Genomic DNA, 19,131 nt, shown 5'->3' on the forward strand with positions numbered 1-19,131 from the left:
TCGGTGGGGCGTGATAGCAAGGGGCAATTAAACCGATAGCAGTTGGCAGACTGATATCAGGCTGCTATAAGAAAGAGCTAGGAGCATAGTGTGATCATCCTTGTCGGAAGCGAAAAGGGCGGCCCCGGTAAAACCACCGTCGCCATCAACCTCAGTGCCGAGTTCGCGCGCCTGGGCCGGGACGTGGTCCTCGTTGACGCGGACGCGCAACGCTCCGCCGCCCGCTGGCACGCCGACCGAGAAGAAGCCCGGATCACCCCGGTCATCGCGTCGGTTGAGAAACTCGGTAACGTCCGCGACACCCTGCTGGACCTCGACCACCGCTACGACATCGTCGTTGTCGACGTCGCGGGGAAAGACAGCAAAGAAATGCGCACTGGGATGACCGCCGCGCACAAGATGATCGTCACCGTCCGCCCCTCCCAACTTGACCTCGACACCCTCCCGCACATGAAAGACCTCGTCGACCAAGCACGCGACTTCAACCCGAACCTTGACGTCCGCGCCCTGCTCACCCAAGTCCCCACCAACGCCAACGGCACCGAGCACGAAGACGCCGCCGACTACCTCGCCGATTACCCCGAACTGAACCCGATGCGCACCGTCATCCACGAACGGAAGGCATACCGTGACGTGGTCGGGGAAGGCCGCGGCGTCGTGGAATGGAACAACCCCAAAGCCCGCGCTGAGATCCAAGAACTCGCCGGGGAGCTGATGGCCAAATGAGCATCAAGAAACGCCCCGCCGCCACTTCTCGGGACGCCGAAATCGAGGCATTCGGCGCTGCCGCCGAAACACCCACCCCACTCCTCGAGCCGGTCTTGCCTGCTAAAGCGCGGCCGCCGGCGCAGACGAAAGCAATCCTGCTCCGACTGACCGCTGAACAGCACGCTCTGCTAGCGGACGTCGCGGCCAGCGACGGTCGCAGCATGAACGCCATGATCCTGCGCATCCTCATCCCCGAACTCGAACGCCGCGCCACGCGTTAGGAGCACCCGCGGCGTCGGGCCCGGGGGATCTGTTAGCCGAGAAGGAACCGGAAGGTCTCGGCGAGGTCCTCGACGACGACGCGGCGGTCGACAAAGAACGTCGCACCGCTGGATTTTCGAAGTCGCCCCTCAGGCGAATCGGACCCGATGTAGCCCATCCGCTCGAGATCGTTCAGGCCCTCCCGAACCGACGCGGGACTCATGTCCACCAAGTCCCGGAGCTCGGGAAACGTCATCGGCCGATCCAGCAGATGTCGGAGCAGAACCACGCGGGAGCGTGCGGAGTACATCTCCTGAAAGCACACCACCCGCTCGGGCACGCCGGCCATCATGCTGTCTGCTCTGGACATGCCCCACATTCTGGGACAAAATACTTCACGCTGTCAGCAGCGACGCGCCGAATCTGACGATCCGTCGCCAATCAGGACGAGATTAAACAGAAATTCCCTACAATCCGCAGAAAACCAAGGAACACCCATTCCGAGCCGATGTGATCGGACAGCACTGAAACACCCCCGTTTCGGCCTTCAAGGGCAAATTCGGGCCGCGACACACCCCCCGAATGGGGTTGAAAACGGTATTTGAGAGTTGCAAACTATCTCCAACAGACCGGCACCGGTAGCTGGTTCCGGTCGCTAAAACAGTTCGGAGAGGGTGACGGTTCAAATGGTGGATTCAGTGACGGAAAATGTTCGAACTGTTCACGTCTTCCCCGGCGCAAGCAGCGCCGACGAGTACACCGAAGACGACTTCACCCCGCACGACCACCCCACCCCGCACGTCGCCCCAGCATCCGAGCTAACGGCACCTGAAGACGTCAGCACGTCGGAGTTCGCGGACGAAGTGCCGCGTTCGGCCGATACCGACGGGTCGGCGGCTGTCCGCAGCTCGATCTTCGACAACCCAGCCGCGGGACTCACCGCGGCAGCGCACACACCGACCGTCCCGGCCGCAACCACGGGTGTGCGCGGGCTGCTCAGCCGGCTCGGCATCCGCATGGCACCCAGCGCCCACGAACTCGCCGAACTCGGGCGGGCCGACGCTCGCCGCCAAGACGAAACCGTTGTCCGCCAGGCAACCTGGACCCGCGCCGTGTCCGTGCTCGTCGCCAACCCGAAAGGCGGCACGGGGAAAACACCGACCGCGCTCATCCTCGGCGGCGTCCTCGCCTCGATCCGCGGCGGTTCCGTCGCCGTCGTCGAAGTCGCCGACGACCCCGGCGCGCTCACCTTCCGCGCCGAAGGAAACCCCGCCCTCGGGCTTGGCGACCTGATGCGAGACGTCGACCAGATCACCAACGCCGGACAACTCGCCGGCTACACCGCCCCACAAACCTCCTTCGCCGCTGTTATCGGGTCGACCGGGCGCAGGCCGCGCCTCACCGGCGAAGCGGTCGTCGACATCTCCCGCGTCATCGACGAGTTCTACGCCATCCGGGTCATGGACTCCGGTAACCAACCCACCTCCTCAGCGTTCCAAGGAGCCGTGTCCGTTGCCGACGCGCTCGTCATCCCCGTCATGAACGCCGGAGACTCCACCCTCGAAGCCATCCGGCTCCTCACCGAACTCCGCGCCGCCGGCGGCCCCGCAGCCGCCCTCGCCAACAGGGCCATCGCCATCCGACTCATCGACGGCCGACCCGAAAACGCTGCCGTCACCGACGAAGTCACCAGACTCCTCACCGAAGCCGGAATCAGCACCATCCACGACATCCCCTACGACCGGCACATCGCCGAACGCGGCCAAATAACCCTCGCCACCCTCACCCCCGCAACAGCCGACGCGTTTACTTCAGCGGCGGCAACGGTCGTGAAGACATTGCAAACGGCAGCACGAACCACCACCAATACCAGAAAGGTCTCGGCATGACCGGCATCACCCTCCGCGCGGCAGCATACGTCGCCTCCATCGACAACCCACTCAACGGGATCCTGCCGGACTTCTCCATCTTCGGCGTCCAATTCACCGAGCTCTGGCAGAAACTCGTCGCCGGAATTTGGGCGATCGCAATCGTCATCGCCGTTATCTACCTCATCATGGGTGTCGGCTCCATGGCCTCCGCGTCCGGCGTCAACGCCAACCCCATGGCCCACGCCGAAGGACGAAAAAAAGCAACCAACGCCGCCATCGCCCTCGGCATCCTCGCCGCCCTCGCCGTCATCGTAGGAGCAATCCTCGCCGTTGTCAGCTGAGCCAACCAGAGGCACCCTTTACCTATGCAGACCTACACCGCATCCGGACGCAGCCGCTGGCCCTGGATCATCGGCGGGGCCGTCATCCTCATCGCCGTCATCGTCGCGATCATCTACGGCACCAGCCACGGAACCACCACCACCGCAGACCCCACCACGACAGCTTCCCCTTCCGCCAGCCCCAGTGCGACGGCAACAACGCAACCGACCCAAGGCGGAAGCGACGGTAACGACGACGCCGCACCAACCGGATGCCTCGGCGGAGCAAACAGGGATGCTGACATGGTCCTCGCCGCACAGAAAGCAGCTCCACACACGACCTCTGGAGCGGTCGAGGTCGCAGCAGCATTCTTTAGATGGGCAATCCGATATCCCTATCCAGCGACCGATGAGGCCGACGCCATGAGCGCGACGATCATGTCCGCTAACGCTCCAGCCTCATTCAAAGACATCGCGGGTGCCTACGCACATGGGAATGACATCTCAGGGGGACAAGTTCCAGAAGGAACGGATTTCTATCTGTCTACTGTTCCAGGCCGGTGGCTAGTCGAAAGCAGTTCAACTTCCGACCAGATAACCGTCGATGTAAGCGCGGCCTTCGTTGTCGCGGATGCGCTGAGTCCAACGAAGTCAGCTTCCGAGGCTTTCATCATGGTCTGGGAGGACGGCGGCTGGAAGGTCGACCGCGAGCAGCAGGCCGACACTGCCGCCCTTGCCGCGGGCGGAACTCTATTCACCGCTGGCTGCTGAGCCAGAAAGGACACGCTATGCCAGTCGAGCTGTCGATTTCGTCACTCACGGATAATTCTGGTTCTTGCACCGATCTCGTCTCGTGCGTTGCCGCAGGAGCGGGGAACGTAATCGGGGGCGCTGCGGGTGTCGTTAACTTTTGGACTGATCCTTGGGGTAACACTTTCAAGGCACTGCAGGATTCGGCGCGCAACTTGGCACAGTCGGTGATCCCCACGGTGACTCACGCGACGCTTCCGGATCTGAACGCGGACTGGTTCCTTAAGGCGTACGCTGTCGCTTTCGCCTTGGCAATCTTTGCGGCGGTGATCATTCTGATTCCGCAGACTCTGCGAACTGCGCGGGGTAAGCAGGCTGGAAGCGAGCTGCTGGAATCCATCGGAATGTACTTCCCCCTCTTCCTGGTCGGTGCAATGTTTGGGCCGGCGTTCGGCGCGGTCCTGGTGCGCTTCTTCGCCGCTTTGACCGATCTCATTGCTGGTTGGGGAATCACCGCTAGTGCGGACACCATCACGACGAAGTTCCAGGACATGCTCAATGCTGGCGAAGCGACAGGCATCGCCGGGGGCGCGCCGGTCGGCGTTGTCCTCATGCTGCTGATGATCGTCGGCCTGCTTCTCGTCGTCCTCATGCTCATCGTGCAGTTGCTCACCCTCTACTTCACCGGCGTTCTTCTACCTCTGGGTCTGATGTGGATTATCGACCCGACGAAACGCCAGTTCGGTTTGGCGATCATTGGGATTTGGGTCGGGGTGTTGGCCGCCCATCCGTTGTTGTTCTTCCTGCTCTCGTTCGCGTACCTCATGGTCAGCTCCAACGTTGATGCCTTCGGCTCGGGCAGCAGCCTGGAGAAAACAGTGCAACTCGTCGTTTCATTGCTTTCACTGTTCGTTGCGGGTCTCGCACCTCTTGTCTTGATGAAGCTCGCCCCGGTGCTTCCCATTGGTAACGGCGGTGGCCGTGGTCCACAATTCGCGGGGCCGGATATCGGTGCGCGGAATATGACCGACGCAAACAATCGGTATGGATCTTCCATGCCCGATTCGGGCTCGCCGTTCGGAAGCGGCCCCAGCGCACAGGCAACTTCCGTGCCTTCCTATGCCGGTGGCGGTGAGGGGCAGCCGATGGGTGCCAGCCACCTCATGGATGCCGCATCGGCGGGCTCTAAGTCGGGGGCGGCCGCCAGCGAGTCGGCGTCCGTCGGAAGTAGCGCTGCGGGTGCGGGCGTGGCGGCGGGAGAAGGCGCGGTCGCCGCCGAAGGAGGCCTTGCTGCCGCGGGCGCCGCCGAGTCATCGACCGGTGTCGGCGCCGTCATCGGCGTTCCCACCCTGATCGCCGCGGGCGCGGCAAAGGGATACGGAGTCGCGAAAGATGCCGCGAACACCGTCGGCAGTCATGCCGCGGCTCCGATCGATGATCACGAGGAGACCTACGGAAAGGATCCGTTCAATGAGTGACAGTTCAGGGGTCACCCGCTATCTCGGCGGTGAGGCCGGTCACCGCTCCTTCTTCGGGGGAACCCGGAACAAGACACGCATCACCCTCGTCGGATCGTTCCTTCTTTTCGGTCTGGTCTTCACTCCCGTTCTCGGATGGCCGGCGATCGTCATCGCACTTGTGGGGGTCGGCGTGGTGTTCGCGTTGACGGCACAGACCCATCGCGGGTCCATTCTCGAGCGGAGGAAGAAGAGGGCTAGGTGGCGGTCGCGGAGCCGGCTCGGTACCAACCGGTTCGTTCCCTACGACGTCGGCGGGTGGGACCAACTCCACGCCGCCGCTGTGCAGGGCAGTAAACAGGAACGCGCCGCAGCCGGACGGCAGATCGCGGCGATGCGGGCGAACCCTGACGGAGCCGACGGGATGGGCTGGCTGCAGTACGGCCCGAACGAACCCGGCATCGCCTGGCACCACCCCACAGGCGAAGACCCCTACTTCTCTGTCGCGTTCCGCGTCTCCGGGCAACTTCGTGGCGTCGCCTCGTCCGGGGAACTCACCCGCGCAGCTCAAGGTTGGGGTGCATTTCTTGCTGGCCGGGCGATCTCCTCCTCCCGGGTCAGCGGCGTGCAAACCCTCACCCGAGTGTTACCGCCCGACACCGCGCGGCAGCAGCAATGGGTCGCGCAGGCGTTGGACCCGGCCGCGACCATCGACGAGCAGCAGTCCTACCGGGATGTGATCTTCCGCACCAGCGAGGACGCGATGGTGCAACGCCATTACGTGATCGTTTCGTGGCCTCTGAACGCGGACTTCATCGACAGCGCTTCCAAGTATGGTGACGGCCGGGACGGGTGGCGGGCCCTCATGCGCGCCGAGATCGACAGCATCGACCACGGCCTCGAGGAAGCCCACATGGGTGCTGTTGCACCCCTCACGGCACGGCAGACAGCGGCGCTGATGCTGCACCAGCAAAACCCCTCCTACCCTGTCGATGCCGTCAAACGCGCCGACCCGCTCAGTTTCGGTTTGCCGTCGCACGACGAGTTCTCCGCTCATGTCGTCTCGGGGGTCGACCCGAGCTCGGGAGACAACGTGGAGTGGTGGCATCGCACGGCGGCGATCAGAGGCGAGGCTCTCGCGGTCGCTGCACGGTCGCAACTGTGGATGCTTGACCTGCTCATCGGCCGCGAACTCGGCTTCGTCCGCTCTGTCTCCTTCCACCTGAACCTGGTCCCTGCGGCTGATGCGAAAGCTGCCGCTCGCCGCGACCTCACATCCGACCGGTCAGAAGCGATCGCCGACGCGGCACGTGGCCTCATTGAGGACGCGGACACCAGGATCGCTCTGACCGCAGCGGGAAGACGCCACCAAGACCTTGCTGCTGGTTCACACCATCACGGCGTCGAATGGATCGGCTACGTCACCATCTCCGCACCCACCCGCGACGCACTCGCCGTCGCCTCCCGCCAGCTCGCAGAAGTCTGTAACACCGGCCTCGGCGTGGACCGGCTGGAGTGGCAAGACTCCTATCAATCCGCCGCATCCGGAACGACCTGGCCCATCGGCAGGGGCCTCAAGACCAGCAGACCGACGTTCACGACCCGGGTGTACGCGGGCCTCGCCGGTCGATCGGAAAAGGAAGCCATCTCATGACCACCGAAATCCTCCCAGCCGAGACAGCCGCCGAGCGTCCTCAGAAGAAGCACACCCGGCTTGCCAAGATCCCAGGCCTGCGGATCTTCGTCTCGCCAGAAGACCCCACCCCAACCCCAGACGCGGCGGACGACCGGCGAGATGTCGACGCACCACCATGGACTCTCCCAGGGTCACCACTTCGAGCCTCCACCCGGGCAGCGAAAACAGGTTGGTACGCGCCCTCCGCACAGGGTGCACCGTCAACGACCCGGCAAGCCGAAATACTGAACACTGCCGTAATCGGGCCTCCCACCGGAACTCGCGGCATCGTCAACGGCCGAGACACCCTCTCCCGAACCCTCATCGCCCATGACGCCGCCACCGCGTACAACTCGGAACCTCGCGAGATCACGTCCCCGAACGTTCTCGTCTTCGGCACCGTCGGCTCCGGCAAATCCTCGTTCGTCAAAACAACCCAGGTCATCCGGCCGCTGCTGCTCGATCGGCGGCGAGCGGTCGTGTTCGACAAGAAAGATGAAGGCGGCGAAGGGGAATACGCTGCCCTCACCCGCCGCCGCAACGGCGCAGCACTGTTCCGGTTCAGCACCGACGACAGCGGAACACGACTGAACATCATGGACCCGATGATCACCCGCGGCTCCGGCCTGCAAGGCCAAACCCTGCTCCTGAACGCGGTCGCACGCATCGCTAGAAACGACACCCCATCCACCGAGTGGGAGAAGAAAGCGATCCGCGACGCCCTCGAACTCACCTTCACCCAATTCGACGACACCCGCGTACCAACCCCGGTGGATCTGCTACCTAATCTCGGCCGGATCAAAGACGCCACCGACCTCTCCGACAAAGCAAAAGACCGCCTGCACATCGCAGGGCTCTCGATCAAATACGCGCTCGAAGACTTGCTCCGCGAGTACGGCGGCCTGCTCGACGGCGAAACCAGCAAACACGTCGACCTCGCCTCCAAACTCACCACCTTCGACATCTCGCAACTCCCCGACGACGGACCCGCCGTCCCGGTCGTGATGGCCATCGGGAACATGTGGCTCATGGGCAGACTCCGCAACGAACGCGGCTACGTCACCAACGTCATCTACGAAGAGGGCTGGCACATGATCGGCGGACCCTCCGCGCACCTCATCAAGTCCAACCAGAAACTCTCCCGCTCCCTTGGTATCTCGAACGTGTTCGTCATGCACAAAGGCACCGACATCCCAGCCGACTCACCCGGCTACACCGTCATCCAAGAAGCCCAAACCGTGTACGTGTTCAACCAAGCCCGCACCGAAGACGCCAACTGGGCCGTCAACACCTTCGGCCTCGCCCCCGAAACCGCAACCACCCTCATGAACCTCCGCCCCGGGCACTGCGTCTTCAAATACGGCTCCAATCCCGAAACCCACATGCAGCACGTCCGGTCACCCTGGGAAACGGAAGTCACAAACACCGATAGCGCACTCGCCGCCGCAGCCACACGGTGAAAGACATCCAGTGCGGAAACTCGTCACCATCGGCCTCATCGGAACGCTCACCCTTGCGCTGACCGGGTCGTTCATCCTCGGTACCGGCGGTCAACGATCCGCCTGCGGAGCAACAGCCGCAGACACCACCGCCGCAGCGCAACACCCACCCGTTGACGGGTACTCCGGCGACCAACTCGCAAACGCCGCAGCGATCATGAACGCCGGCGCCGCCCTGGGCCTTGACACCACCGGGCAGGCCATCGGCGTCATGACCGCCATCGGCGAGTCCGGGCTACGCGACATCACCTACGGAGACGGCGCCATCAACCCCGACGGCAGCATCGCCGACTCCGTCGGACTCTTCCAACAACAACACTGGTGGGGCAGCCTCGCCGACCGCATGGACCCCACTAAATCCGCGACACTGTTCTTCCAACGCCTCATCGCCGTACCCGGATGGCAAAGCCTCCCTCCGAGCCAAGCCGCGAACAAAGTACAAATCAACGCCGACCCGAACTACTACATCCAGTTCTACGCGGCCGCGAAAGCCATCGTCACAGGCCTCATTGGGCCTGACGCGGCTTGCGCCGCTGGCATCAGTGCAAACGCTCAGGCCCTAGCGCAGAACCTCGTCGCAGCAATCGACGCGGGCAAGCTCGTCGGCGCAGTGCCAGATCATCTAAAAGAGATTCGGTGGATCGCCGAAGGACAGACCGTGCCGAACTGCGGCATCGACGTCGGCATCCTCCAAGTCATCACTATCGCGTACAACACCTTTGGACGCATCGGAATCTCCGACATCAACCGCGCCTGCACCGGCCAAATCGAAGGCGCCGGCACAGCCTCCGCCCACTACATCAACGGCGGCGGCCACGCCGTCGACTTCTACAGCCTCGGCGGCACCGCCACCAACGGAGCCGACGTCAACGCCATCAAGCTACTCAAGGCCCTAGACCCGGTAATGCCGAAAGGGTCCTACACCGGACAATCCGAATGCCGGGCAGCAGCAGGCGACACGCTCACACTCGACAACCTCGGACAGTTCGACGACACCTGCACCCACGTTCATGTGCAAGTCGATCTCGCGGCACCTACATCGCTAAATCTCTGACGGACGGTATCACTCAGCGCACGTCGATACATTGAGATGCCTCCCGGGCTGTCTGTCCACTGACGGGCAACCTGATGTTGCGGGAACCTCTGTTGTATCCGCAGAGGCCCGTCAGTTGCGCAACAGATTGTCGCTCGAGACTGACCGACAGCCATGCCGAACATCCACGGTGCCGCTGCGCCAGCGCAGCTCTGCTGAGACATGTTTGACCTGTCTACCGATTCACCGTAGCTCGCTCTGAAGCCTTCCGCGCCGGGCTTTCGCGGAATATTCTAGCTCGCTGCACCCGGTCCGGTATTCCACGACCCGGCACTCTCGGCGCGCCCTTTCACAAACGATTCCCTCTGCCAGACAGGCGCAAAGTAATGTTGAAGGAGCAGACGTCATGAGCGAGGCCATAGTGGTGGTCAACGGCAGACCGGATTGTTTGAGCTTTACGGCCTCGTATCGTGCGCTGGGAGCAAGGTAGACCGGACAAGGTCGTCGACGTGACCGAAGAGGGCGGCGGCGCTGGAGTACGTTACACAGGAGCTGGGCTACAGTCAGGCGTTGTTGTGGTCGACGATAACGACCACTGGTCAGGGTACTGGGCGGACAAAATCGTGGCGCACACTTCATGAACACGCTCACCGGGGACAGCAGCGGCCGCAAGGCCGGGTTCCTTGGCGGCTACACCGACGGGCGGGCGGAGATCGACGCGCTGGACCCCCACGCGGACCGGTACTACCGGCAGGCACACAACGACGAACGCCACATCCTAAACATCGTGCAGGCCGGTCGGATCCAAGTCACCAAGTTGACGGTGGTGGAGGATACGGGGGAGTGCCGGGGTGGGACGTACGTCGAGCATACCGATGCGACTACCCAATTTATTGAGGCGAAGTTCGGTCTTGGCGAGAACGCAGCAGTGACACTGCGCACAGGCGGCGCGGCTATTGTTATCGGCCGGAAGGCTTCAAACGCTATGGACGTGTCCTCGAGGCCGACCACATCGGTATGGATCTCAGCCGGGCCGTGGCGAGCATCCGAAGGGTCACCCGTACGGACGGCAGTCAGTAGGGGGGGAGTGGCGGTGGCTTGCGTTGCGCCTTCGAGTTAGTGGGGACTTCTAACGGTCTGATGCGCGCGATCGGCGGGTGTTTGTGGTGACAGTTTCTGTCTGGGGTGCTCGCCCGGCGCTCCTTAAGGTTGGTCGTCGGGAACGATCAGGGTTAGGCTGACTCTCCACGGTTTCGTGCATGATTGGCGTCATCTCGTGTCTCCTTCGTCCTACGGCAATCTCGATGGCACTTTGCCGTTCCGGCTCGGCGTCGTCCAAGACGCCGCCGGCACCGTGATCCTCGACAACACAGACTGGCCCTTGCTGGCGGCGAACGCGCTCGTTGCAGGCCTCGGTACGCCAGCGCTCAGGCAGCTCGCCAGTGAGAGTGCCCGCACCGACCCGGTGATACTCCGCGAGCTCCGCCGCCAGGTCAACGCGGAGCTGAACATCAGAACGCCGAGAGCCGATGATGCGGCTTGGTGCGTGGCCCTGATCCTCTGCCAGCGAGCCGAAGATGGAGAGGCTGGACCGTACGCAACCGCGATGCGGATCGCTGCTCTGATCGGCTACCCGAATGAACGAAGATAATGGGCGTTATATCTGGATCTGGCGGGGGTGGATGCTCCTATTGTTGTCAAGGGGTGTTCGGTGGTGCGATTCGGCTTAGCGCTGCGGTGACGAGTTGTTCGAGTTGTGGGTCGGCTCGGGTGCCGATCTCGAGTCGTCGGAGGCGTTGGTAGGGGACACCGAGCGATGCGGCAAGTACCGTGATCGGAGTGCCGGTCTGTTGGCGTCTGGCGCGCAACTGCTGGCCGATAGGCGTCTCGGGGCTAGGACTCGTGAGTACGGCGAAGATCTCGTTCGCGATGTGTCGTTTGAGGCAGCGCCTGATGTCCCGATCCGTGAGTCCCTGGGCGCGACGTCGTTCGAAGTACGCCATCGTTCGCGGTTCTCGGTGGCGCATGCGGAGTAGAACGATTCGATGAAGGGCGCTGTTGGCGTTCCTGTTCCCTCCGCGTGAAAGACGGTGTCGTGCACGCTGACCGGAGGAGGCCGGGATCGGAGCGACGCCCGCCATCGCCGCGAATGCTGCTTTAGACGTCAAGCGTTCCGGGTTGTCGCCTGCTGCGATGAGGAGCGTCGTTGCCGTGACGACCCCGACGCCGCCGACGGTGAGGAGAGTTGGATTGACTTCTCGGACCAGAGCGTCGAGCTGCTGGTCGATGACTGCAATTTCGTCTGCGAGTGCGACGTGGCGAACCGCGAGTCTCTTAAGTGTCTGACGGGCGATGTTCTCGGGGTCGATGCCGCTTCGAGGGCGGGTGCGAGCGAGTATGGGGACAAGCTTGAGGCTCGTGAGGGCGCGATAATCGCTGCGAACCGCCTCGGGCGCCGTGATGAGTAGCGAATGGATCTGGTTCATCGTCTGGGAACGGGCTTTGCCGGCTGCGTGCCGTTCCCTCATCAGGAGCCGTAACGATTCCACTTCCCCGTCGCCGCTCTTCGGGGTGGCAGCATCAGTACCGGCCAGGACGCTCACGGCTGCTTGGTGTGCGTCGAGCGGGTCTGATTTCCCTTTCAAACGTCGGGCTTGCCGGTTTTGCCGCGCCACCTCAACGACGGTGAAGCCACCGAGGCCAAGGACTCGGGCGATGCCGGCACCGTACGACCCGGTGCCCTCAATACCGACACGTTCGATCGCGCCGTGAGAGCTCAGAAACTCCACTATCTGCTCATAGCCGCGGCTCGTCGTCAGGAACTCGTGATCCTCGACTGATCGCCCGACGTGATCGATGATAGCGACGTGATGGGTGTTCTTATGCGTGTCAATGCCAGCGAAAAGCGCGCCCGGCGGTGCGGGTGGATTGGCTCTTGCTGCGGTGACTGTCATGCTTGTCATAGACGGATCCCTTCCTCAGTTATGTCGTGAAACGTCACTGCGGGTCGGGTAGGCAGACAGCACAAAGATGAGACCACTTCCCGGTCAGGCTCCTATCAAGTCATGTTCTGCCCGACCCGCAACAACTCCGGTGTCGGTGGACAGATCCACTTAAAGACAACCCTCACGGGTGTCGGTGTAACAGCGAGTCACACCGGCACTGGAGCCACATCCATCATCTCTGTGTACTAGTGGGATGAAGACGAGTTGCCTGCCAGCCTGTTGAAGGAACTGAGCCTGGCACTTTCGACGTATGCGAGCTTTGAGACGGCCGGGCTGGGCCAGACGATCCTGAACGCGACAAGCGGCGGAACGGTGTCGTCGCCGCCACTTCGATAAACGCGGATGCGGATGAACGATTTTCCGAAGCGTGCCAGCTCAGACGTCGACATTTTCCGTCGCTGGTCCGCGTCGGCAGCAATGGGCGCCTCGCTTGGTCCGGAGAGGGCGATCTATTTTGCCTTTGTTACCGTCGTTGACCGGCCCGCCTACCTCACCGGGATGGGCTCTCCACCGCCCGACCTGGCCGGTACCTCAGAGTGCGCATCGAGGGTGCCTGATGTCAGCGCGGCCGCCTATCGTTGAGTTCGCGCGGGCCGGCGCGCTTCGAAAAGGAGCGGGCACATGGTCGGTGACGGACCTATCAGAATCAACGAACACGAGTGGGTCATCATCAGAAACAACCCCCGCTTCCCCACGGCCTTGATCCGCCACATTGACGCCGGCGGCCCGAACGAGCATTACCGGGTCGTCACCTTCGACCTCAACCCGGGCCTGCGTGAACTGCTCGGCAGGTACCGGACCCTTCAAGCTGCCAACGACAGCGTCCTCTTCGACGTTCCCCAGACCGCGCCGGGCCTGCCACCCCTCATGCGCTAACCCGCCGTCGCCCTCGTTTCGGCAAGCCGGGAGATGGGTGCGCGTGTTGGCGTACTGCGGCACCCCTTGTACTGACTTCCGTAAGCGTCCCGATATCTGGGCACGGAGCAGGAATCAGATTGTCTTCCGGGTACCGCCGCTTGGGCGTTCGGTCCGTGCCGAGGCGAGAAGCTCGCTCGCGTGTATCGCGATCCACAACTCAGCTACCCTCATGTCCGTCGTGTCATGCCAATACCCGCCATCAAGACCCTCAATGACCACCGGCCTGTCACTATCCCTCGTGGATACGTAGCCCACCGGGGTCCCATCGATCGTGATGACATCATCTGTAAAGCGAATCATGCTCACACAATAGCGTTGTGTTGCTCCCACGGTGGGATGCCCGAACTATTTCTTTGTCTAGGCCTCGGCTCCACCCCTGCTGGTGCGGCCGGTTTCCGTGGACAACCCCCAGTCCACCGTTGGACCGTCTGTGATTGCGAAAATCTCGAAGCGTGGCATGAATAGCATTCACGGCGACTGTCCTCGTCAGGGGCGGGGCCGCTGTGTTCCTGTTCGCTTTCGCCGGCGAGAACTCGTGACATGCATTCCACGTCACGGGGGACAACTTCGCCGGCTGCTGGTGATTCGAGCCACGCTCAGAACTGTTAACGCCGACTGAAAACAGGGCCAGTACTGCCAACTGAAAACAGGGCCACCAACCACTATGGAAGGTGATCACTTTGGATGACTGGGCAGAAATTCGTCGGTTGTATGCGTCGGGCGGGCACTCGAAAAGAGAACTCGCGAAACGGCTTGGCGTTTCGCGAGGGACGATCGATCGGGCGTTGCAGGCTGACCGGGTGCCGCGGTATGAGCGGGCGTTGACGGGGTCGAGTTTCGATGAGGTCGCACCGGCGGTTCGGAAGCTGCTGACCGACTCGCCGCGGATGCCGTCGCCAGCCCTGGCGGAGCGGGTGGGGTGGTCGGGTTCGTCGTCGTTGTTCCGGTTGAGGGTCGCAGCGATCCGGCCTGAATATCTGCCGCCGGATCCCGCTGACCGGATCGATCACCAGCCCGGTGTGCAGGTGCAATGCGATCTGTGGTTCCCGCACCAGGCGATCCCGCTGGGTCATGATCAGCACGGCATGCCGCCGGTGTTGGTGATGACGTCGACGTTCTCGGGGAACATCCAAGCGTTGATGCTGCCCTCCCGGACAACCCCCGACCTCCTCGGCGGGATGTGGCAGCTGTTGCAGCAGGCCGGCGCGGTGCCGGAGCGGCTGGTCTGGGATAACGAGACCGGTATCGGCCGGCGTAAGCTCACCGAGCCCGCTGCCGCGTTCGCTGGCACGTTGGGGACGAAGATCGTGCTGCTGCCACCGCGGGATCCGGAGTCCAAGGGCATGGTCGAGCGGATGAACCAGTTCTTCCGCTCGAGGTTCATGCCTGGCCGCAGCTTCGCATCGCCAGCGGATTTCAACAACCAGCTCGTTGACTGGTTGCCCGTCGCGAATGCCCGCTACTCGCGCTCACGGCGCGGGAAACCCGCCGAGCTTGTCGGCCGTGATCGGGCCGCGATGCGGGCCTTGTCGCCGGTGCCACCGGAGGTGCTGTTCCGGAACACGGTCAGGCTGCCTCGGGATTACTACGTGCGGGTTTTCACGAACGATTACTCGGTCAGTCCGGGCATGATCGGTCGGATCGTTGATGTTACTGCTGACCTGCACCAGGTCACTGTCACCCATGACGGCACTGTCATCGCGGTGCATCAGCGGGAGTGGGCCCGCCAGCTGATCGTCACCGATCCGGCCCATGTTGCCGAGGCGGCAGTGCTGCGGCAGGCGTTCAAACAGGTCCGCGGCTACCGGCCGTTGGAAGCTGTCGAAACCCGCGATCTTGCTTCCTACGACGACCTCTTCGGTACCGGGCAGGTGGCCTGATGTCCGAGCTCGAATCCCAGCTGGAGTACTACGCCCGTGCATTGAAAGCGCCTCGGGTCGGTGAGGGTTTCCGCCGGCTCGGCGAGCAAGCCCGTGCGGACGGGTGGTCACACGAGGAGTACCTCGCCGCCGTGCTGTCGCGCGAGGTTTCCGAGCGGGAAGCATCAGGGGCGACGCTTCGGATCAAGGCTGCCCGGTTTCCCGGTTTCAAGACGTTGGAAGAGTTCAACTACGACCACCAGCCTGGCGCCGACCGCACCCTCATCGCACACTTGGGCACGAGCGCTTACCTCGAGGAAGCGAAGAACGTCATCCTCCTCGGACCCCCGGGTACGGGGAAGACGCACATTGCGATCGGGCTCGGCATCAAAGCTGCGAAGACCGGCCACCGGGTGCTTTTCGATACCGCGAACGGCTGGGTCACCCGGCTGCAGGAGGCGCACTCCCGCGGCAAGCTCGCCGCCGAACTCACCCGGCTTCGCCGGTACAGCCTGCTCGTCGTCGACGAGGTCGGCTACGTCCCGTTCGATCAAGACGCCGCGAATCTGTTCTTCCAACTCGTGTCATCACGGTACGAACACGCGTCACTGATCCTCACCTCGAACCTGCCATTCGGGCGTTGGGGTGAAGTATTCGGCGACCCGACCATCGCGTCAGCGATGATCGACCGCGTCGTGCACCACGCCGACGTACTCAGCCTCAAAGGCACCAGCTACCGGCTCCGCGGCCACAAAACACTCACAAGTACGACAGACTAAACAAACCACGTGGCCCTATTTTCAGTTGGCAGCCGTGGCCCCATATTGAGTTGGCGTTAACACAGAACGCTTAGCTGTGTCGCTGCACTAACATGGGGCATCTCTTCCGTGCGGCCCGGACCCTGCCTGCACGGAAGGTGGGCTTCGATCTGTTTTCGATGTCCGGAAATATTGGGGTCAGACCCTGAAGGATGGTGGTAGTTGTGGGAACTCTGCTTTACGGTTCAGGCTCGAGATTGGCGGAGTTCGATGATCGCGTCCTGGCTCACCTGAAAGTCGTGATGGTTGCGAAGCTGCGCCGTGAGGAGAAGTTCACTTTCTCGTGGGTGTCACCGACAGGCGATGGCCGTCATACCGTGTGGGTGCACCCGTCTATCGAGTTGCACTTTGATTTCGCCGAGAACGTCAGGCCCCAGCTGAACAGGGCCTGGGTGGAGCAGATGATGAACGCCGCGAACAACGGCGAATTGCTGGTGCTCCCCGAGCCGGTCACCGCAGCCGAAGGACCGGCAACCCGCACCCGCCCCTGATACCTGGTTGCCGGCGCACTGCCCCGCCCATCGCGGCGCACGACGGCGAAAAAGTCTGCCTCGGTGCCAAACGCGCCACCGCCGTGCCAAAATCACGGTGCGGGATTCTTCTCGCCACGGTCGCCACTGTCGTCCCGTTTCCGTCGCTTCGGGGTGAGTATTGTCCGCAGCTCGAGAGTGCGAGCTGTCCACCACGACACTTGGCCCACGAATCCTTGAGTTTCGGGTAAAGCGGTCACTGTCGCGGGCGGGGTGTTGCCGTGCCCGGTTTCAGGTGTGACCCCGGGCTTGCCTGCCTTGATCCACTTCAGATACGCAAGGTAGGGGTCGGTGGTGTCGTCGAGCTGTTCCGGACGTCGGCGGCCGCGGATCCTGCCCGCTCGCCGGTATGGCATCTCGTTCAGCTTTCAGATCTGCGGCCCTATCCGGCCGGCACCGGCACGCTGATCGTGCTTGCCCGGTAATATAGCGCCCCGCGTTCCGGCCGCATAGCGCCCAACGGCAGACAGAGCAGCGCCGATCTTTCGGCAGATTGGGTTCTCTCGGCAGATTGGGTTCTCTCGGTAGTTGGGAGTGTGGCCGTCACCGGGTGGCGGAGTCCGTGCTGATCGGGCGAGAACTGGGGTGCTTCACTGTTCTTGGACACGGGTTCGTGATTCAGGAAGTTGATTATGGTTCAGAAGAAGACGAAGCACCCCATCGCTTTGGTGTGGACCTTACCCGGAGGGGTTTTCGACGGGGGTTCCGTCTGGTTCGGTACCTTCGTCGGGGTCGATTTCGTCGGGTTTTGGTGTGTGCTCGGGACACGGGTCACTCATCGTCAGCGCCTCCACCGGACGCGGTGTCCACGCCGTCTTCGGAGTTGTTGGCATCTGAGGCGGAGCCGTCGGGTAGCTGATCCGGGTCACCGCGGCGGGCGTCCGGCTGGTCAGTGTCATCGTGCCTCGGCTCGTCGGTACCAGCCATGGCGGGCTCGTATTGTGCTTCGCTGTCTGCATTCATGACGAAACCCTATGACATGGATCCGTGGTGCGCGACCCGTTGCCGAAACGCTATTCCTGCGTATCAGCGTCGACGTAACTGGAACAATGGGGAACGAAGGTAAGGAGCTGGACATGGGTATTGATCAGTATCACGAACCGCCGGAGGAGTTGTCGGCGCAGACGCGGACGTTCGCTCGCATGTGCGCGTCTCTGAGCGAGGAGGCGGAAGCGATCGGCTGGTATGTGCAACGCATCTCGGTCGAGCCTGACGTTCAGGCGAGGGCGATTATGGAGAACTCGATGGGGGAGGAGTTTAAGCACTTCAGCATGGAGCTGGAATTCCTGTTGCGTCGCACCCCGCAATGGCGCGAGATCGCTAAGGGGATCTTGTTCACCGATGGCGACATCGTCGAGCATGGTGAATCCGCAGAAGCAGCAGCCGACTAACTTCCCGTCACCGAGAACAGTTGGCGGGGACTTCTGTGCGCGATGCGGTCGCTCGCGCTCTTAGTCCTCGACGTCGCCGGGATTCTCAGGTTCGGCCTGAGTTTCTGGTGTTTTGTTCCGTAGTCGGTCAGACATCGCGGTGGCTCCTTTATCGCCGTGCTCCTCATCGACGGTCGCGATCAGCTCCGCAAGCTCCCCACCGCTCTTACCATCTGTGGTGTGATCAGCTTGAGATTCGTTCTTCCCATCAGTACTCATAACGCGACGCTACTCCTCGTTGCAGGAAAGAGAGACCGGGCAGCCCCTTTAGCCGGGCCTCGCACGGCATGGAGATCACGGTTCCGAGTCGACGGCTCACTTTATGTTCGCTTGGCCTACCGGTCGGGTGGATGTTCGGCGTCATCTCGGCGACGGTTGCGGATGAATGAAATGATCACCGGGCCGATGGAGAGGACGGCGATGACGACGGCAATTATTTCGACGTTGTTTGCGACGAACGGGATGGCGCCGAGAAAATATCCGGCGATCGTGAGGATCAGCGCCCATGAGATTCCACCGATCGTGTTCCAGATCAGGAAGGTTCGAAATGGCAGTTGTGACATGCCAACGACAGGGGGTACGAAGGTCCGCACGATCGGTACGAAGCGGGCGAGTACGAGCGAGCGACCGCCGTACTTCGTGAAGAATGCGTCGGCCTCGGTAAAGTATCTCGTTTTGAACACTCGCGCATCGGGCTTGAAGAGTCGGGGGCCGAACCGCCTGCCGATGTGATAGCCGGTTTGGTCGCCGAGGATCGCGGCAACGGATACCCCGAGGACGAGGACCCACAGTGGCAGGCCGAGCGGGACGGAGAGCAGCGCGGCGGTGAAAACGAGCGTGTCACCGGGCAGGAAGGGAAAGAGTAACCCGGTTTCGATGAACACGATTGCCATGATGGCGACCATCACCCACGGTCCTGCTCCTTCCAATAGGGCGGTGGGATCGAGGATGCTGGCGGTGTGGACGGTGTGAAGCAGGTGGTTCATGTGAAGTGTCA

22 protein-coding genes are annotated in these 19,131 nt (G+C 62.6%); 16 read left to right on the forward strand and 6 right to left on the reverse strand.

What is annotated here, in order from left to right; translation table 11 throughout:
- Positions 1–90 precede the first annotated feature (90 nt).
- Together JOE66_RS00885 and JOE66_RS00890 are read left to right on the forward strand one after the other, a co-directional pair.
- Positions 91–726: an AAA family ATPase gene (locus JOE66_RS00885; protein ID WP_205106284.1), complete on the forward strand. Its 636-nt coding sequence runs from the start codon at positions 91–93 to the stop codon at positions 724–726.
- On the forward strand, positions 723–989 hold the full coding sequence (locus JOE66_RS00890) for a hypothetical protein (RefSeq protein ID WP_205106285.1): 267 nt from the start codon (positions 723–725) through the stop codon (positions 987–989). The genes JOE66_RS00885 and JOE66_RS00890 overlap by 4 nt, the downstream gene beginning before the upstream one ends.
- A gap of 32 nt (positions 990–1,021) precedes the next feature.
- Here the strand turns inward: JOE66_RS00890 and JOE66_RS00895 are convergent, their stop codons facing one another.
- Positions 1,022–1,339 (reverse strand): winged helix-turn-helix domain-containing protein, encoded by a 318-nt coding sequence (locus JOE66_RS00895; RefSeq protein ID WP_205106286.1) that lies wholly within the window; start codon positions 1,337–1,339, stop codon positions 1,022–1,024.
- Positions 1,340–1,667: 328 nt separating this feature from the next.
- Here JOE66_RS00895 and JOE66_RS00900 point away from each other — a divergent pair, with 328 nt between their 5' ends.
- From JOE66_RS00900 to JOE66_RS00940, 9 genes are all read left to right on the forward strand, one after another.
- Positions 1,668–2,858, forward strand: coding sequence for a nucleotide-binding protein (locus JOE66_RS00900; protein WP_307826988.1), 1,191 nt, complete (start codon positions 1,668–1,670; stop codon positions 2,856–2,858).
- Positions 2,855–3,181, forward strand: coding sequence for a hypothetical protein (locus JOE66_RS00905; RefSeq protein ID WP_239518172.1), 327 nt, complete (start codon positions 2,855–2,857; stop codon positions 3,179–3,181). Before JOE66_RS00900 ends, JOE66_RS00905 begins: the two co-directional genes overlap by 4 nt.
- A 24-nt stretch (positions 3,182–3,205) precedes the next feature.
- Positions 3,206–3,931, forward strand: coding sequence for a hypothetical protein (locus tag JOE66_RS00910; protein ID WP_205106288.1), 726 nt, complete (start codon positions 3,206–3,208; stop codon positions 3,929–3,931).
- A gap of 17 nt (positions 3,932–3,948) precedes the next feature.
- Positions 3,949–5,388 (forward strand): hypothetical protein, encoded by a 1,440-nt coding sequence (locus tag JOE66_RS00915; protein ID WP_205106289.1) that lies wholly within the window; start codon positions 3,949–3,951, stop codon positions 5,386–5,388.
- A complete protein-coding gene (locus tag JOE66_RS00920) occupies positions 5,381–7,021 on the forward strand; it encodes an SCO6880 family protein (protein ID WP_205106290.1) in 1,641 nt (546 codons plus the stop codon). The genes JOE66_RS00915 and JOE66_RS00920 overlap by 8 nt, the downstream gene beginning before the upstream one ends.
- The gene (locus JOE66_RS00925; protein WP_205106291.1) at positions 7,018–8,502 is read left to right on the forward strand and encodes a putative type IV secretion/conjugal transfer ATPase; all 1,485 of its coding nucleotides are present in this window, start codon (positions 7,018–7,020) and stop codon (positions 8,500–8,502) included. Before JOE66_RS00920 ends, JOE66_RS00925 begins: the two co-directional genes overlap by 4 nt.
- A 10-nt stretch (positions 8,503–8,512) precedes the next feature.
- On the forward strand, positions 8,513–9,595 hold the full coding sequence (locus JOE66_RS00930) for a hypothetical protein (RefSeq protein WP_205106292.1): 1,083 nt from the start codon (positions 8,513–8,515) through the stop codon (positions 9,593–9,595).
- Positions 9,596–10,211: 616 nt separating this feature from the next.
- The gene (locus JOE66_RS00935; RefSeq protein ID WP_205106293.1) at positions 10,212–10,694 is read left to right on the forward strand and encodes a hypothetical protein; all 483 of its coding nucleotides are present in this window, start codon (positions 10,212–10,214) and stop codon (positions 10,692–10,694) included.
- Positions 10,695–10,850: 156 nt separating this feature from the next.
- Positions 10,851–11,225 (forward strand): hypothetical protein, encoded by a 375-nt coding sequence (locus tag JOE66_RS00940; RefSeq protein WP_205106294.1) that lies wholly within the window; start codon positions 10,851–10,853, stop codon positions 11,223–11,225.
- A 46-nt stretch (positions 11,226–11,271) separates the two neighbouring features.
- Here the strand turns inward: JOE66_RS00940 and JOE66_RS00945 are convergent, their stop codons facing one another.
- Positions 11,272–12,537: an IS110 family RNA-guided transposase gene (locus tag JOE66_RS00945; RefSeq protein ID WP_239518173.1), complete on the reverse strand. Its 1,266-nt coding sequence runs from the start codon at positions 12,535–12,537 to the stop codon at positions 11,272–11,274.
- 227 nt (positions 12,538–12,764) lie between these two features.
- Positions 12,765–12,968: a hypothetical protein gene (locus tag JOE66_RS00950; RefSeq protein ID WP_205106295.1), complete on the reverse strand. Its 204-nt coding sequence runs from the start codon at positions 12,966–12,968 to the stop codon at positions 12,765–12,767.
- A gap of 232 nt (positions 12,969–13,200) precedes the next feature.
- Between JOE66_RS00950 and JOE66_RS00955 the strand changes: the two genes are divergently transcribed.
- The 4 genes from JOE66_RS00955 to JOE66_RS00970 all read left to right on the forward strand — a co-directional run bounded on the left by JOE66_RS00955 (position 13,201) and on the right by JOE66_RS00970 (position 16,665).
- Positions 13,201–13,455 (forward strand): hypothetical protein, encoded by a 255-nt coding sequence (locus JOE66_RS00955; protein ID WP_205106296.1) that lies wholly within the window; start codon positions 13,201–13,203, stop codon positions 13,453–13,455.
- Between the two features lie 713 nt (positions 13,456–14,168).
- A complete protein-coding gene (istA, locus tag JOE66_RS00960; RefSeq protein WP_205106297.1) occupies positions 14,169–15,377 on the forward strand; it encodes an IS21 family transposase in 1,209 nt (402 codons plus the stop codon).
- On the forward strand, positions 15,377–16,135 hold the full coding sequence (gene istB / locus JOE66_RS00965; RefSeq protein ID WP_205106298.1) for an IS21-like element helper ATPase IstB: 759 nt from the start codon (positions 15,377–15,379) through the stop codon (positions 16,133–16,135). The genes istA and istB overlap by 1 nt, the downstream gene beginning before the upstream one ends.
- Before the next feature lie 203 nt (positions 16,136–16,338).
- Positions 16,339–16,665: a DUF7882 family protein gene (locus JOE66_RS00970; protein WP_307826989.1), complete on the forward strand. Its 327-nt coding sequence runs from the start codon at positions 16,339–16,341 to the stop codon at positions 16,663–16,665.
- Positions 16,666–17,475: 810 nt separating this feature from the next.
- Here JOE66_RS00970 and JOE66_RS00975 read toward each other — a convergent pair.
- The gene (locus JOE66_RS00975; protein ID WP_205106300.1) at positions 17,476–17,667 is read right to left on the reverse strand and encodes a hypothetical protein; all 192 of its coding nucleotides are present in this window, start codon (positions 17,665–17,667) and stop codon (positions 17,476–17,478) included.
- 113 nt (positions 17,668–17,780) lie between these two features.
- On the opposite strand from JOE66_RS00975, the gene JOE66_RS00980 reads away from it, so the two are divergent.
- Positions 17,781–18,095, forward strand: a complete 315-nt coding sequence (locus JOE66_RS00980; protein WP_205106301.1) for a ferritin family protein — start codon at positions 17,781–17,783, stop codon at positions 18,093–18,095.
- Positions 18,096–18,155: 60 nt separating this feature from the next.
- Here the strand turns inward: JOE66_RS00980 and JOE66_RS00985 are convergent, their stop codons facing one another.
- Both JOE66_RS00985 and JOE66_RS00990 read right to left on the reverse strand, forming a co-directional pair.
- Entirely contained in the window at positions 18,156–18,353 is a 198-nt protein-coding gene (locus JOE66_RS00985) for a hypothetical protein (protein ID WP_205106302.1), read from the reverse strand.
- Between the two features lie 116 nt (positions 18,354–18,469).
- Entirely contained in the window at positions 18,470–19,120 is a 651-nt protein-coding gene (locus tag JOE66_RS00990) for a VTT domain-containing protein (RefSeq protein WP_205106303.1), read from the reverse strand.
- Between the last annotated feature and the right edge of the window lie 11 nt (positions 19,121–19,131).

Source organism: Subtercola frigoramans, assembly GCF_016907385.1.
In the GTDB taxonomy this organism is placed as follows: Bacteria; Actinomycetota; Actinomycetes; order Actinomycetales; family Microbacteriaceae; genus Subtercola; species Subtercola frigoramans.

Bases quoted from the DNA above. Each gene is read 5' to 3' on its own strand.
- JOE66_RS00895 (WP_205106286.1), bottom strand. From the start codon at position 1,339: ATGTCCAGAGCAGACAGCATGATGGCCGGCGTGCCCGAGCGGGTGGTG.
- JOE66_RS00975 (WP_205106300.1), bottom strand. From the start codon at position 17,667: ATGAATGCAGACAGCGAAGCACAATACGAGCCCGCCATGGCTGGTACC.
- JOE66_RS00910 (WP_205106288.1), top strand. From the start codon at position 3,206: ATGCAGACCTACACCGCATCCGGACGCAGCCGCTGGCCCTGGATCATC.
- JOE66_RS00935 (WP_205106293.1), top strand. From the start codon at position 10,212: ATGAACACGCTCACCGGGGACAGCAGCGGCCGCAAGGCCGGGTTCCTT.
- JOE66_RS00905 (WP_239518172.1), top strand. From the start codon at position 2,855: ATGACCGGCATCACCCTCCGCGCGGCAGCATACGTCGCCTCCATCGAC.
- istB (WP_205106298.1), top strand. From the start codon at position 15,377: ATGTCCGAGCTCGAATCCCAGCTGGAGTACTACGCCCGTGCATTGAAA.
- JOE66_RS00945 (WP_239518173.1), bottom strand. From the start codon at position 12,537: ATGACAAGCATGACAGTCACCGCAGCAAGAGCCAATCCACCCGCACCG.
- JOE66_RS00925 (WP_205106291.1), top strand. From the start codon at position 7,018: ATGACCACCGAAATCCTCCCAGCCGAGACAGCCGCCGAGCGTCCTCAG.
- JOE66_RS00950 (WP_205106295.1), bottom strand. From the start codon at position 12,968: ATGTCGACGTCTGAGCTGGCACGCTTCGGAAAATCGTTCATCCGCATC.
- JOE66_RS00980 (WP_205106301.1), top strand. From the start codon at position 17,781: ATGGGTATTGATCAGTATCACGAACCGCCGGAGGAGTTGTCGGCGCAG.
- JOE66_RS00890 (WP_205106285.1), top strand. From the start codon at position 723: ATGAGCATCAAGAAACGCCCCGCCGCCACTTCTCGGGACGCCGAAATC.
- JOE66_RS00985 (WP_205106302.1), bottom strand. From the start codon at position 18,353: ATGAGTACTGATGGGAAGAACGAATCTCAAGCTGATCACACCACAGAT.
- JOE66_RS00990 (WP_205106303.1), bottom strand. From the start codon at position 19,120: ATGAACCACCTGCTTCACACCGTCCACACCGCCAGCATCCTCGATCCC.
- JOE66_RS00915 (WP_205106289.1), top strand. From the start codon at position 3,949: ATGCCAGTCGAGCTGTCGATTTCGTCACTCACGGATAATTCTGGTTCT.
- JOE66_RS00920 (WP_205106290.1), top strand. From the start codon at position 5,381: ATGAGTGACAGTTCAGGGGTCACCCGCTATCTCGGCGGTGAGGCCGGT.
- JOE66_RS00955 (WP_205106296.1), top strand. From the start codon at position 13,201: ATGGTCGGTGACGGACCTATCAGAATCAACGAACACGAGTGGGTCATC.